The sequence below is a fragment of the Eremococcus coleocola DSM 15696 genome, from assembly GCF_000428865.1.
Classification (GTDB): domain Bacteria; phylum Bacillota; class Bacilli; order Lactobacillales; family Aerococcaceae; genus Eremococcus; species Eremococcus coleocola.
Genome location: NZ_AUAT01000032.1, coordinates 1 through 14,211, shown reverse-complemented (window position 1 = coordinate 14,211; position 14,211 = coordinate 1). Strand labels below are relative to the sequence as shown.

Below are 14,211 nucleotides of genomic sequence, written 5' to 3'. Positions count from 1 at the left end.
AGTATCCTTCATGTTGTATTTTTTAGCTAACGGTTTGTATCCAATCGTATCCGAAAGATATTCTGCGACGACTTTCATTTTGAATTCTAAGCTATATTTAGCCATACAAAGACCCCCTAAAGTTGGATTTTTTGGTCCAACTTTAGGGGGTCAGTACACAATTTTTGGGGTTCTGATTTGCTATTTATATGAAGAAAATTACTTAGGCGTGGAATCGTTCTTGACCATCCAAGTAGGTAGCCTGCAAGTGGCCTTGATCATCAACTAAAATAAAATCAGCTGCATAACCTGCTTTAATCCGTCCACATACATTATCAATATTAACTGATTTGGCTGGATTTAAGGAAGCCATTCTCAAAGCATCGGGTAAGGAAGCTATTTCCCAGGCGACCACATTTTGCACCGCTTGGATTAATTCTAAGATTGAACCCGCTAGGTTACCTGATTCTTTTAAGCGTGCTGCTCCATCTTTAACTTCAACTTCAAACTCACCTAGACGGGATGGCCCCTCACCCAAGCCACCAGCCCGCATACAGTCAGTGATTAAGACCGTTTCATCCGTACCCCGAGTTTTCATCACAATATCAGCCGCAACGGGATGAACATGGTGTCCGTCACAAATCAACTCAGCAAAAACATCTTTCAGCGTTAGGGCTGCCCCAACCATACCGGGTTCACGGTGGTGCAAGCCAGACATGCCATTAAAAGTATGGATAAAGATATTGGCACCCGCATCAACAGCCGCTTTAGCTTGGTCAAAAGTAGCATCACTATGAGCTAAAGCAGTGCGGATATCCTTACTTGAGGCAAATTTAATAAAGTCAGTCACGCCCTTACGTTCTGGCGCAATCGCTATTTTATTAACTAGGTCACCTGATAAGTCATTCCATTGGTCTAATTGATCAATAGAAGGATCCCCCATGTATTTAGGATTTTGGGCCCCCTTGTGTTTTTCAGTAAAGTAAGGTCCTTCTAAGAAAATACCACGGATTTTGGCGCCGGTTACTTCTTGATAATGATCGCCAATGGTCTTACATACTGCATTCAAGTTTTCTACCGAATCGGTTAAGGTCGTGGGCAACCATGAAGTAACCCCACAGGCTAGTAGGCCTTCTGACATCACTTTAATCCCCTCAAAGTCGTTGTCCATCACATCATGGGATTTATAGCCATGAATATGAGTATCAACCAAGCCAGGTGCGAGGGTGTAGTCACTGTAATCGATCACTTCTCCTCCTGCAGGAAGATCTTTTACAATCTCACCAAAGAGGCCTTGGTCAGTTATGGCTAGATAGGCATTTTCAACCGTTTCAGTATCTAGTACGATGGCTTTAGCATGGATATATTTTGTCAATGAAATCCCTTCTTTTCTATCATATTAGTTTAACAAGACTTACTACTACAATGAACCCCTAAACTATCCCCTAGAAAATTCTTTATCCCTATCAATCAGAGGTAGTTTAAGTGTACATTTAGGATAAATCTTTTTTTAGATGGCGTCAATTGAAGTTAGGTTTATTATCCCTGATTGCTTTTAATTTACGGGGTAAGTCTAAACAAGAGAGGTTTTGATTTAAGGATCTAGGCCTCCTACGGTTATTAGAATAAAGCAAGTCACTTGGGCCAAAACACCACAAAAAAATCCTAGAACAAAATGCTAAGCTTTTTAAAGACTTATTTATTTTGAAAGGATTCCTAAGCTGGCGACTAATAAATCCGCGTTCCAATCGGCATCAAGGATAAGATAGCTAACTTAAAATGCTGCTTACCGAAAGGAATCCCAATAATTGTCATACACAAAATTAAGCCTAATATGAGGTGGCTCACTGCCAATTCTGCGCCCCCAAAGATAATCCAGATCAAGTTCAATAAGAGAGACCCGCTATCTGTGGATTGCATGATATCTTTACCAAAGGGGGCCAGTGTGAGATGAGCAATCTTAAAACACTGCCGTCCTATGGGAATCCCAATAATCGTGAGACACCAAACACAGCCCACAAAAAACCAAGCCATGGCTGAGAGTAGACCACCAAAGACCAGCCAAATTAAATTTCCTAGAAATGTCATAAGAATCCTTCTTTCTTTTTACTTTATTTTAATATACCCTAGGTCAGAGTGCACCACCAAGGTCTTAGGTCTGATTTCTATGCTATACTAAAGCTCAGAAAGGACCTATCATATGCATAAAAAATATCAAAAAATTCTTTTATCTCTTTTAATTATCCTAGCCCTGATCATTGGAGGCGGCCTAGCCTTTTTAAAGAGTCAAGCTTACCCCGCTAACCAAGAAAGCTTGCAGCAAATCACCGCCGCTAAGCAGGTCCAAAATCAAGACCAAGCCTTCTACTTCCCAGCTAATCCAGAGAAGAAACGTCTCCAAACGGTTGTCTTCTATAATGGTGCTTTAGTTGATAGTCAGGCCTACGGCCAACTGGCACTCCAATTGGCTCAGGCTGGGTTTGACACTTATTTACTTAAAACCAATCTTGACCTACCTATCTTGGAATCCCAGGCAGCAATCAAGTTAATTGAAGACAAACACTTGAGTCAAGTCATCTTAGCTGGTCACTCCCTTGGTGGCGTCATGGCGGCACAAAATTCTTTAAGCTTGAAAAAAGGAACTGTAGCTGGCCTGCTCTTATTAGCTGCTTACCCTAGTCACAAGACGAACCTAGCCCAAGCTCAGTTTCCTGTCTGGTCCCTTGTTGGCGACCAAGACCAAATTATTAAAAAAGATGCTTATGAAGATGGCAAACACCGCCTCCCCAAAAACATCTCCTATATAAGGATTAAAGGCGGGAATCATGCCGGTTTTGGTAATTATGGTCCGCAAAAAGGCGATGGCCAAGCTACAATTACACCCAAAGTCCAACAAGAGCAAGTGGTTAAAATCCTCAGTCAAGCATTTGACTAAGACTGATTAAGTAGATAATTTTTCAGGGAAAATGAAGCAAGCGGGTGACTTGAATTTTATTCTTTTATCTAAGCAAGATAGTATCCTATTATAAATAATATGGAGCTGGACTTTTTTACCCAGCTCCATTTTTTGTCTATTATTAAGATGAGCTACTCAGATTCAAAAACTGATTCATTTTCTGAACTGGTTTCCATGTCTGAACTAGATTCAGCGTCTGGGTCATAGGTTGGTCCATCACTTGGTAGTTCGATCTTAACATCTTCACCAGTCGCTAATGCTTCATACCCCGCTTGCAAATTAATATTAATTTCAGGTATCATGGCTCGAATCATTTCCATCTGTCTTTCAACTGCTGCAAGACCACTGGCTTCAGACTCTCCTTGACTACTACTTCCTGATGAGCCTGATAATCGTTCTTCCGCTTCCATGCTAGCTTGAATTACTTCAGCAAATAATTGACGCAGACTATCATCCTCAAATTTAAAATCAGAATTAACCGATAATAAACGATAGGTTTTAGCATCAAAAGTCATTTGGAAGTCATTGACCCGATCAATAATGTAAACTAGAACCCGGTCAACCATTTCTTTATATAGTTCAGATGCCTCTGCGGCATTATTCGAACCGTCTAAGCTAGCTTGGTCAGCTAGATATTGGTCTAAACCATCTTTTATCAACTTATCATAATCAATTAAGGGCTTCAAATCATTCAGGAGTTGTTGACCGTCTCGATCTTTCTTTAGTACAATCCTTGCTTGGTTTCCATCATTGCTATAATCAAAATACGTTTCAATAAAAGGCAGCCAATCAGAGTTAATTTTAGGTAGATATTGGTGGCGGTTAGCCAGAAATTCTTTTATATCCTTGGCCATTTCGTCCATGTCATCTTCGATGGCTTCAACATGCCAGGTATCATTTTCTTTTACATAACCAATCTGATCTTTTACATAGATATTATAGACTAGGTGTTCATCAGTTTCGTCAGCCTCAGGAAACATTTGGTCAAGCAAGCTTCCACTAACCTGACAATCTAGCATCCCAGCTAATTGGGTAGGTTCTAGCTGGTTAGGATCAAAGATAATTGCTCCACCAACATTTGCCGTTCCTTTAAGTTCACCCTCCTCAGGAATATCTACATTAAAGGTTGACCAGAGTCGTCCCTCCTCAGCAATTTTTTCTTCCTCATCCAATTGACTAGCATTTTCAATAAATTCCTCTAAAGAAACTTTATTTTCAGCTGAGACAAGAACCGTTCCAAAGCCATGACACAAACTACCTAACACCAAGAGACCTTTTAACCATTTTTTCATATCATCACTTCCTCAAGTTAAATATATTCAATCGCTAAAAACAAAACAGTGACACAATATACAAAAACTTCAGTGCAAAGATAAAACGACAAATGTGATCTAGGTTGATTTAAACCAGAGTTGAATTATCACAATTTAAATATATCAGTTTAATTATAGGTTTTCAATATAAAAACGAAATTTTAGCAAAATATATTCAATTCTATTGTGATTTAATTCCTAAAATAAGCGGTCTATCTTGGTGCAACAAGTGAATAGAAAAAGTCTGACACTTTGTTTTTATTTTTACAAATTAATTTTTTTGACTATGAGCTGATAAGAACAAGCTCATTAATACAGCATGATCAAGCATATATAATGGCAAAAATAAAAGGGAGCGGACAAGAAGTAGAGAATCTGTGATTTTCGCTTGCTGGAGCACTCGGATAAATGTAGTTGAGCTCATATTTTCACTCAACTACTGGGGCGCTAAGTTGTTTCATTCCAAGCGCCCCAGTAAGTGATCCAGTAGCTTGTTGAAAAAGTTGGAGTGGAACGACTTACTTTTTCAATAGCTGAGTGCACCTCCGCACTCAGCTTCCTTATCACCTAGAGCTCAGCTGCCTTGATTCCCCGCCCAGTGCACTCTTGACTAGGATGGAACAAGTCGTTTTGCAACATAAACGTTAAGCTCATCACTTTGCTTAACTACAGTAGTTCTAAGTCGTTTCACTCTAAGAACCACAGCAAACTACTGGGCTAAAATATCTGGTTTTTAGTTTAATAAAAAGGGACTGGGCTTTTTGCCCAGTCCCTTTTTATATTAATACGTCCCCGGGCAGATTCGAACTGCCGGCCTTTCGCTTAGGAGGCAAACGCTCTATCCAGCTGAGCTACGAGGACAACTTAATAATCATTGTATACCTTTTTGAGTGATTTGTCATGACGTCAAGATAATCTCCTCAAGAATGACTGCCATTTAGGGTAATTTATGGCATTCACTGGAAATTGGTCAAAAAATAAAAATAGCTTCATAACAAGCTTCAGAGCTTGTTAGAAACCACTAACAATCTATAAATGGAGACGATCGGTCTCGAACCGACGACCTCAACACTGCCAGTGTTGCGCTCTCCCAACTGAGCTACGCCCCCAGACAACAAAATTTATTTTACCCAAATTTTCAAAAAGGGTCAAGAGAATTTTGCATATTTTTATCGTACTTTCATAATGCTAATACAAAAGAAAGCGCTTTTATGCTATAATTTATTTAACTTAAATAAATAAGGGGTGGTAATCAAATGAAGCATGATATTCTTTCAATTCTTAAATATGAAACCAAAATTGCACCCGGTGGCTATTTCCATTTATCTACAGATTGGTTCCAATCCGATGAGGAAATTAAATCGATTATCATCGATCAAAGTAATACCTATTCCAAAATTTTATCCATCTATCCCAAAGACTTTTATCTATATTTAGAACAAGATGCCCAATGTAGTTACTATCGGTCCAACTATCCCCTAAAACTTAAAGAGCACATGGACTATTACGAAGTAATCTGGGAATAAAATTCCTTACCTATCATTTGCTTGCTCCGGAATACTCGGTAGCTATTTTAATACCAAAATCCCCTAACCAATAGTTGCAGCTAAGGGGTTAGAGGATTATTTTTTATATAGATTTAGAGTTTTTGAGAGAATTTTGTTTAGAAAGAATGGCTACTCAATTATTTAATTGAAGCTTGATAGATTGATTCGATTGCCTGACCTAGGCTTTCATTAAATTCCTTATCAGATTGTTCAACATTTAAATCTTGGACCAAAGCTCTTGAAAATGATGCAATGATACCATGATTTTGGGCTAATAATTCATTAGCTTGGTCAACTGGATAACCACCTGATAAGGCAACCACGCGAACCACTTTAGGATGGTTGACTAATTCTTGGTAAAGATTGGCTTTACTTGGGATAGTTAACTTAAACATAACTTGTTGCCCCTCACCTAAGCTTTCAAGACCCCGTAACAATTCTTTTTTAAGGACTTCTTCAATAGCTTCTTTATCCACAGCATGAATATTGACCTCAGGTTCAATAATTGGCATTAAGCCAGCTGCTAAGATTTCCTTAGCTACTTGGAATTGTTGTTCAACAACAGCGGCAATCCCTTTTTCATTCAATTCAAGAATATTTGACCGCATTTTGGTCCCAAAAATACCACGTTCATTGGCGCGTTTTAATAGGTCTGGTAATTTATCCAAAGGCTTCATTAGTTGTACGCCATTTTCTTGCTTGGCCAAGCCTTGGTCAACTTTTACAAATGGAATAATATGTTTAGACCATAAATAGTCTGCGGTATATTGACCGTCGACTTTACGGTCCATGGTTTGTTCAAAAAGAATGGCCCCCAAGATTTTTTCGCCTGTAAAACTTGGCGAAGTCATAATTCGCGTCCGCATTTCATGGACTAGATCAAACATTGCTTGATCATTATCATATGCATCTTCACAAATTCCATATTGGACTAAGGCTTTAGGGGTTGAGCCGCCTGATTGATCTAATGCTGCAATAAACCCTTGACCATTTTTCATTAAATCCAATTGTTCTTTATTCATCCAAAACCTTCCTTTTTCTTAAATTGCTCAAAATTGCTTAGTTACCTAAAATATGGTTAAACAAATTTTAAGCTATTTATAGAATAGCACAGGTTGCGGCAAATGCAATAAAAATTTGTTTGAACAGATGATCTTTCTATTGTTTTTTTAGCGGTGAACTCAAATCATTGAGTTCACTTTTCATAATAAAATCAGGGATTCAAAGAAATTCTTTAATAATTCGAACTATAAAAGACCCAACCTAGCGGCAGCTAAATTGGGTCTTATAATTATTCTTGGTTGATCATCCGATAATACACACTAGAGGTTAATTTGTAGATAATATAATAGACTAAGATGAAGCCTATGAAGACTGAGCCGTAGCCTAATAAAAATAGTTTTTGGTTGCGGATAGCAAATAATGATAACAACTCGAACATAATTTTATGCGCGACCAAGGCATGAATTAGGGCCACGACTAAGGGCAAGGAGAAAATCCAAAGGACTTGTTGATGAATGGTTTGTTTAATTAGACTTTGGGATAAACCGACCTGTTTCATCGTTTGATACTTAGCCCGATCGTCTAAGCCCTCTGATAACTGTTTGAAATAAAGCATCAAGGTAATGCAAACAAACAAGACGATACCCACAACAATCCCCAAAAATAAGAAGCCACCATAGTAGCCATAGATTTCTTGCGATAATTCTTTACGCTTAGTTAAGACTAGATTAGTTTCAGGCCCTTGTAAAGCTTCTAGGTCAGCTTCATTGAAGTCTTGATCTTGCCCTAAATTAAAATCAAGTGAATATTTAATGGGCGCTTTGACCGGCTTTCCTTCTAAATCTAAATCTGTCACGACCGATTGGATTTGCTTTAATTGGTCTGGTCCTGCCACCACTAAATAGAAAATATTGCCCACCAAATTAGTAGGAATATCATCTATTGTTAAGTGTTTTAAATCAAAAGTCTGATCAGCTAGCTTTAATTGTTTTTGATTTTGGAAACGACTAAGACTTGAGGTAAACAAGGCTTGATGGCCCTCTAGGTGATAATCCGTTCCATGAACTTTATTATAATTATCCACCAATTCAACAACGACATACGAATAGTTATTAGGGGTCGAAGTCCCTTGGTCTAAGGGTATCAAAGCACCGTCTTGATTAAGCATAGTCAAAAATAAGGATTGACCTTTGATTAAATCATTCAGGTCTTTACTGGCAAGTAATTGTTCCGCTACTTTGTCTTGCTGGTCAGGAAGACTAGTACTAGCATCAGCCCCACGATCTAAAAATTTAATCGAATAATCGCGCGCCATAGACCGTTGGACCTGGTGATCCATCCCCAAATAGAGGGTTAGGCTGGTCCCAAAGGTCAGGATGATGCCGGTACAAAGGACCGCTAGACCAGCTAAAGAAACAACATTTGACTTCATGCGGGCCAATAAACCTGAGACAGAGAAAAAGTGTTTAGCATCATAGTAATAATTTTTCTTAGCTTTCAAGGCCTTAAGAATAATAATTGATAAGGAAACCATCAAAGCAAAGGTCGCAAACATCACCAAAAAGATAGCGATAAAGAAAATTAAAAGAGAAGACATAAATCCTTCCGTCACCAAAGCTAAGTAATAACCAGCTAGCAATGTGACGACACCCACCACTAAAATAATCCAGCGGCTCTTGGGCTCGCCTTCACCTGCATTGGCGGTATGCATTAAATCAGCCACCTGCACGCGACTTAAAAACCAGTGATTCAATAAGGTTAAAAATAGGAAAACGACAACTATTACAGCAAAGGTCAGCAAGGCCGCCCAAGAATCAAAAGGATAATCCATAACTGTAGCTCCGGTATCACGCATCAAACGGTTCAAGGCCATAAAGAGTAAATGACCGAGGCCATAACCTAAACAAATAGCCGTCACACTAGTTATTAGACTGGCCATTAAATTTTCAAAAAGAATCAAACGGCCAATATGTTTCTTTTCCATACCTAGGACTTGGTACAAGGCAAATTCCTTGCGCCGTTGTTTAAAGATAAACTGATTGGCATAGAGAATAAAAATCACCGATAAAATTCCTGAGAAAAAGACAGCCATCACCACCAAGGTGGTCACTTCGGCCCGTTTAGATTGAATATAGGCATTATTAATCAAAGACATCATGATATATTGCATGGCCATCATGACCGAAATAGCTAATAAATATGGTATGTAAATCTGTTTTTGTTTAGCAAGGGTTTCCTTAGCTAATTTAAACAATAAACGATAAGTCATCTTGTCCACCCCCTACTTCGCCAAGACAGCTAGGGCATGGTTAATCCGGTCTTGGAAGTCCGCCTCGGTTGCTTGCCCTCGGTATAGTTCATGGAAGATAATCCCATCCTTAATAAAAAGGACCCGGTTAGCTGTTGCTGCCGCAGCAGATGAGTGGGTCACCATCAAAAGAGTATGCCCCATTTCATTCAAGCGGATAAATAGGTCTAAAATTTGGCGAGAGGACTTGGAATCCAAGGCCCCAGTAGGTTCATCGGCTAAGACAATATCCGGTTGAGCCACCAAGGCCCGCGCAATGGCAATTCGTTGCCGTTGGCCGCCGGACACTTGGTAAGGATATTTATCTAATAAGGCTTCAATCCCTAAGAGTGGTGCCAATTCATTTAAGCGAGCTTCCATTTGGGCTACCTTTTGGTTATTCAAGACCAAGGGAATGAGAATGTTATCCCGATTAGATAAATGATCGAGGACATTAAAATCTTGAAAAACAAAACCAATCATATCCCGGCGGAATTGGGCTACTTTATCCGCTTTAATTTTGGCTAAATCTTGACCAGCTAAATGAATAGAACCTTGACTAGCTTGGTCAAACGTCGCTAATAAATTTAAGAGGGTTGATTTACCTGAACCTGATTCCCCCATAATCGCAACATATTCGCCCTTATCTAAGGAAAAATCAACATCCCGTAAGGCAATCGTTTGACTAGGACCACTTTGATATATTTTTTTAACGTGTTTAACTTCTAATAACATTATACTTCCTCCTTTAAACTTGCGTAAGCTTAGTATAAGAGGTTTAGGGCTTAGCTTCCTTTATCTAATCTAACAAAAAAGCCGCTAAACTTACATAATTGAAAGATTAGCCGCCTTAAAAGAAAGATTAAATTGGCTACCCTGGCCCAACTCAGACTCAACCGTTACCTGGTGGCCCAAACGTTTAGCAATTAATGCCACTAGGTAAAGGCCTAGTCCGGAAGATTTCTCTTCCAACTTGCCATTAAAACCTGAATAGCCCCGATCAAAAATCTTAGGCAGGTCCTGACTCGGAATCCCCGGACCCTGGTCTTTAATACTTAATACTTGGCTGGTCGCATCAAAAAAAATAGAAATCTGCCCTCCTTGGCTATACTTTAGCGCATTATTTAGAATTTGCTCAATCATAAGGCCCGCTAATTTAGCCTCAGTCACCACCATCTGGTCACTGACTTGATAGGCCAACTTAATATTTTTTTCAATAAAGTGGAGACGATACCGTTTAAGCAAAGGGCGAACTAAGTCATCGACTTTAACCGGACTCAAATCCATATCCCGACTAGGGTCATTTAACTTCAAATAGTTCATGGCCATATTGGCATAATTTTCAATTTGAATCAGTTGCTTTTTAAGACCAGAATTCTCATTCGAACTTTGGTCTAACAACATATGACTAGCGGCAATCGGAGTCTTGATTTGATGGACCCACATCAAGAAATAATCTTCCAAGTCATTCTAACTTTGGATTTGTTGATTGCGGTAGGCTTGAAATTCACTTTGAAGCTGGATAAATTCTTGCTTAGTGACCTGATCCTTACGGTAATCCATACTTTGTAGGACTAAGTAGATCAGATAAACTAGCAAAAATAAGCCCAAACATAATTGTAGGACTGCCCGGTCCAAATCATATAAGTAAAAGATAATGATTAAGAGTAAAATAAGGGTGACAAAAAAAGCATGTTGACTCCGTTTTTGCTTCCAGAGAAAAACAATCATCAGCTACGCCTCCTTACGTAAGGCATAGCCATGATTTTTCTTAGTTTGTAGCCAAGTATCCAAAGCATAAGGCCGTAATTTCTTGCGGATCCGTGTCATATTAACAGCCAAGGTATTATCATCAATAAATTGATCATTCTGCCAACAAGCATCGAGAATAGCTTGACGACTGGCAAAGGCCGGTTGGGCTTGAAACAAGACCTGGAGAATTTGTAATTCGGTGTGGGTTAAGTCTATATCATGGCCTTGGTATAGTAGTTTAGCTTGGAGTCGGTCTAAAACTAAATCCTCATAAGTTAAACGGTTCAGGGCTGCCACTTGGGGTTCGGTAAATTCATAGGACCGCCGCAAGAGTGCTTGAATCTTGGATAAAGTCAAAGTCATATCCAAGGGCTTACTAATAAAGTCATCGCCCCCCAATTGCATGGCCATAATCATGTCCATCTTGTCATTCATAGAAGAAATAAAGATAATCGGTACTTGGGAGAATTTACGGATTTCAGAACACCAATGATATCCATTAAAATAAGGTAGATTAATATCTAAGAGGATTAAATGCGGTTGTTGGCTTTGAACTTCTTCAAGCACCTGACGGAAATCTTTTAAAATAACTGCTTCTAGTTGCCATTTAGCCAAATAGTCCGCCAAGGCTTGGGCAATCACAACATCATCTTCAATAATTAACACTTTCATGGGATAACCTCCTTAACTGAAAGTTGTCATGTTTAATTTAAGTCTATACTCAAGTATCTAGGTCTATGCTACACTAAGAGAAAGAAAGAAGAAAGTGGGAAATTACATGGCGGAAACATATCAAGTGATTGTGGTAGGCGGTGGGTCTTCGGGCCTTATGGCAGCCATTAATGCGGCCCAACAAGGAGCCTCAGTGTTAATCTTAGAGAAAAACCGGATCCTCGGCAAAAAACTTTTATTATCCGGCGGCGGTCGGTGTAACGTCACCAACCGGACCAGCCAAGAAGAACTGATCAAGCATATTCCCGGAAATGGTAAGTTTCTTTATTCCGCCTTGTCGCAATTTGACCAGGAAGATATTGTTAATTTTTTTGCTGACCATAACGTGCAATTAAAAGAAGAAGACCATGGCCGTATGTTTCCTATCACTGACCGGTCCGCCACCATCCGTGATGCCCTCTTAGACATCTGCTTAGAATTAGGGGTCACCATTCAAACCAAGGAACCGGTGGAATCCCTACTGATTGACCGAGCGACTAATAAAATTCAGGGCGTCCACTGCAAGTCTGGTCATGACTATTACTGTAAGTCATTGATTTTAGCTTGTGGCGGTCGAGCCTATCCTGGAACTGGTGCCACCGGCGATGGTTATGCCTGGGCTAAAGCTGCAGGTCACTCCATTAGTCGACTTTATCCCACCGAAGCCCCGCTCTATTCTAAAGATGACATTATTCAAGAGGGGTCACTTAAAGGCGTCGCCTTACGTGAAGTGACGGTCACTCTTTGGGACTTAAACCATAAAGCTATTTGCCAACATACTATGGATATGCTCTTCACCCACTTTGGTTATTCCGGCCCTGCCATACTCCGAACTTCTGGCCATATCAATCAATTTTTGCATGAGACGGGGGCAGACACAGCTAACATGACCATTGATTTGCACCCAGAATTGAATCAGGACCAACTGCGCGACCAAGCCGAAGGCCAACGGGATAAACAAGTCCTGACCATTATTAAGGCTTGGATGCCCCAAGCTTTAGCCAGAGTCTTGTTAAGCAAAATCCCATTAAATCCAAGTTTGGCCTACAAGCAACTAAGCCACCAAGAAGTAAACTCACTTTTCCAATTGGTTAAGGCCTTCCCAATTTCGGCTTATAAAACTGACCCTATTGAAAAAGGCTTTGTTACGGGTGGCGGCGTTAAAACTTCCGAAATTCAACCCGATTCCATGGCTTCAAAATTACTAGACGGTTTATATTTTTGCGGTGAGTTTATGGATATTAATGGCTACACTGGCGGTTACAATATTTCGGCCGCCTTTATTACCGGCACTATCGCTGGCCGACACGCCGCTTGGGCAGCTTATGAGTACTAAAATGAAGCTTAAAGCGAAAGCTGAGTGCATAAGTTCACTCAGCTACTGGGACTCTTGCTGGGACTCTCGGAGCACAGCGACATAGAGCCCCAGTAGTTAAGCGAAGCCATGAGCTTAACTTCCCTAATCTATAATCCCCAGTAAAAGCTTTTTTACTGACAGAAAGAGAATATATTCTTATAATAAGAAGCATGAAAGTAGGTGAGCGGATGATTAACCGCATCCAAATGAATGAACGGGATTACTGGATTGTGATTGAGACGGACCGAGGCCAGGACCATACCCAACTATACGATCAATTTGATCTGGACTCAGAAATAATGGAATACGCCTTGGATAAAAATGAACGGGCCCATATCGACTATGATGCCGCCAATAAGACCCTACTTTTGATTTTTAACGTGCTTAAATTAGAAAAAGAAGACAACCACTATGAAACTATTCCGGTGACCTTTGTTAGCCAAAAACATCGATTAATAACTATTGTTAATCAGGAGAATCGCTATATCTTAAATATGATGGAAGCATACTTGAAACGCTATCCAGATGCTTCGATTTTTTCTTTCTTATTTGGCTCTCTGTCTTTATTCTCCGAACGATTTTTCCCGATTATGGAAGAAATTGACCGTGATAAGGACAAATTGAATTCAATCCTTCGGCAAAAAACCACCAAAAAACATTTACTAGATCTCTCTGACTTAGAGACCGGTAATGTCTACCTCGTTTCAGCTGCCAGTCAAAATCGGACCATGCTAGAACAATTGCGGGCCCATGCTATATACCGTCGCCTCAATGATGAGGAAAGAGATGACTTAGACGATGCCATCATTGAAGCCAACCAGTTGTATGAAATGACCCATCTAACTTCCCAAATCCTCCAACAACTCTCCGGCACTTATAATAATGTCTTGAATAATAATTTGAACGATAACTTAACCTATTTAAATATTGTTTCTATCCTATTAGGGATTCTTGCAGTCATCACTGGTTTCTTTGGTATGAATGTGCCCCTTCCCTTTACCAAGGAAAATGAAGCCTGGATTGGGATCATTATTTTCTCAGCCGCCATTTGGTTTATCGTAGAAAAAGTCTTACAACAAATTTTTCCTAATGATAAAGATTAATATAATAAAAAAGACGAGTTCTATGAGGTGACCCTCAAAAGTTGGACTTTTATCCAGGACACATTTTTACGTGTTCTGGATATTTTTTATTCTTTTATGCTGCATATTTCATGCGATATTCTACTGGGCTCATAAAGTCCAGTTTTTTCTTGATACGTTCATTGTTGTAATATTTAATATAGTCTTCGATTGTTTGTTTCAATT

14 protein-coding genes and 2 tRNA genes are annotated in these 14,211 nt (G+C 39.5%); 4 read left to right on the top strand and 12 right to left on the bottom strand.

Annotation, left to right across the window (positions count from 1 at the left end):
* Window positions 1-202 precede the first annotated feature (202 nt).
* Window positions 203-1,354 (bottom strand): N-acetylglucosamine-6-phosphate deacetylase, encoded by a 1,152-nt coding sequence (gene nagA, locus G396_RS0107865; RefSeq protein ID WP_051221232.1) that lies wholly within the window; start codon window positions 1,352-1,354, stop codon window positions 203-205.
* 353 nt (window positions 1,355-1,707) lie between these two features.
* Window positions 1,708-2,067: a YccF domain-containing protein gene (locus G396_RS0107860; protein WP_028125630.1), complete on the bottom strand. Its 360-nt coding sequence runs from the start codon at window positions 2,065-2,067 to the stop codon at window positions 1,708-1,710.
* A 112-nt stretch (window positions 2,068-2,179) separates the two neighbouring features.
* Here G396_RS0107860 and G396_RS0107855 point away from each other — a divergent pair, with 112 nt between their 5' ends.
* Window positions 2,180-2,914 (top strand): alpha/beta hydrolase, encoded by a 735-nt coding sequence (locus tag G396_RS0107855; RefSeq protein ID WP_028125629.1) that lies wholly within the window; start codon window positions 2,180-2,182, stop codon window positions 2,912-2,914.
* A 152-nt stretch (window positions 2,915-3,066) separates the two neighbouring features.
* Here the strand turns inward: G396_RS0107855 and G396_RS0107850 are convergent, their stop codons facing one another.
* The 3 genes from G396_RS0107850 to G396_RS0107840 all read right to left on the bottom strand — a co-directional run bounded on the left by G396_RS0107850 (window position 3,067) and on the right by G396_RS0107840 (window position 5,357).
* Window positions 3,067-4,227 carry an MPN domain-containing protein gene (locus tag G396_RS0107850; RefSeq protein WP_028125628.1) on the bottom strand — a complete coding sequence of 387 codons (1,161 nt, stop codon included), beginning with the start codon at window positions 4,225-4,227 and terminating at the stop codon, window positions 3,067-3,069.
* A gap of 808 nt (window positions 4,228-5,035) precedes the next feature.
* Window positions 5,036-5,109, bottom strand: a tRNA-Arg gene (locus G396_RS0107845).
* 175 nt (window positions 5,110-5,284) lie between these two features.
* Window positions 5,285-5,357: transfer RNA gene (locus G396_RS0107840), tRNA-Ala, on the bottom strand.
* A gap of 147 nt (window positions 5,358-5,504) precedes the next feature.
* Here G396_RS0107840 and G396_RS0107835 point away from each other — a divergent pair.
* Entirely contained in the window at window positions 5,505-5,774 is a 270-nt protein-coding gene (locus tag G396_RS0107835) for a hypothetical protein (protein WP_028125627.1), read from the top strand.
* Window positions 5,775-5,932: 158 nt separating this feature from the next.
* Here G396_RS0107835 and G396_RS0107830 read toward each other — a convergent pair whose 3' ends face one another.
* The 6 genes from G396_RS0107830 to G396_RS0107810 all read right to left on the bottom strand — a co-directional run bounded on the left by G396_RS0107830 (window position 5,933) and on the right by G396_RS0107810 (window position 11,508).
* On the bottom strand, window positions 5,933-6,817 hold the full coding sequence (locus G396_RS0107830; protein ID WP_028125626.1) for a fructose bisphosphate aldolase: 885 nt from the start codon (window positions 6,815-6,817) through the stop codon (window positions 5,933-5,935).
* Window positions 6,818-7,086: 269 nt separating this feature from the next.
* Complete coding sequence (locus tag G396_RS0107825) at window positions 7,087-9,066, bottom strand: FtsX-like permease family protein (RefSeq protein ID WP_028125625.1); 1,980 nt, start codon at window positions 9,064-9,066, stop codon at window positions 7,087-7,089.
* Between the two features lie 12 nt (window positions 9,067-9,078).
* Window positions 9,079-9,819, bottom strand: coding sequence for an ABC transporter ATP-binding protein (locus G396_RS0107820; protein WP_028125624.1), 741 nt, complete (start codon window positions 9,817-9,819; stop codon window positions 9,079-9,081).
* A gap of 90 nt (window positions 9,820-9,909) precedes the next feature.
* Window positions 9,910-10,530 carry a sensor histidine kinase gene (locus G396_RS10540; protein WP_051221230.1) on the bottom strand — a complete coding sequence of 207 codons (621 nt, stop codon included), beginning with the start codon at window positions 10,528-10,530 and terminating at the stop codon, window positions 9,910-9,912.
* 24 nt (window positions 10,531-10,554) lie between these two features.
* Complete coding sequence (locus tag G396_RS11030; RefSeq protein WP_051221227.1) at window positions 10,555-10,815, bottom strand: hypothetical protein; 261 nt, start codon at window positions 10,813-10,815, stop codon at window positions 10,555-10,557.
* 3 nt (window positions 10,816-10,818) lie between these two features.
* Window positions 10,819-11,508 (bottom strand): response regulator transcription factor, encoded by a 690-nt coding sequence (locus G396_RS0107810; RefSeq protein ID WP_028125623.1) that lies wholly within the window; start codon window positions 11,506-11,508, stop codon window positions 10,819-10,821.
* A 106-nt stretch (window positions 11,509-11,614) separates the two neighbouring features.
* On the opposite strand from G396_RS0107810, the gene G396_RS0107805 reads away from it, so the two are divergent.
* Both G396_RS0107805 and G396_RS0107800 read left to right on the top strand, forming a co-directional pair.
* Window positions 11,615-12,883 (top strand): BaiN/RdsA family NAD(P)/FAD-dependent oxidoreductase, encoded by a 1,269-nt coding sequence (locus tag G396_RS0107805; RefSeq protein WP_028125622.1) that lies wholly within the window; start codon window positions 11,615-11,617, stop codon window positions 12,881-12,883.
* Window positions 12,884-13,074: 191 nt separating this feature from the next.
* Window positions 13,075-14,007 carry a magnesium transporter CorA family protein gene (locus G396_RS0107800; RefSeq protein ID WP_155857437.1) on the top strand — a complete coding sequence of 311 codons (933 nt, stop codon included), beginning with the start codon at window positions 13,075-13,077 and terminating at the stop codon, window positions 14,005-14,007.
* A gap of 94 nt (window positions 14,008-14,101) precedes the next feature.
* Here G396_RS0107800 and G396_RS10535 read toward each other — a convergent pair.
* Window positions 14,102-14,211 (bottom strand): IS3 family transposase (locus G396_RS10535; RefSeq protein WP_034907867.1); only part of this gene is annotated, 110 nt, incomplete at its 5' end.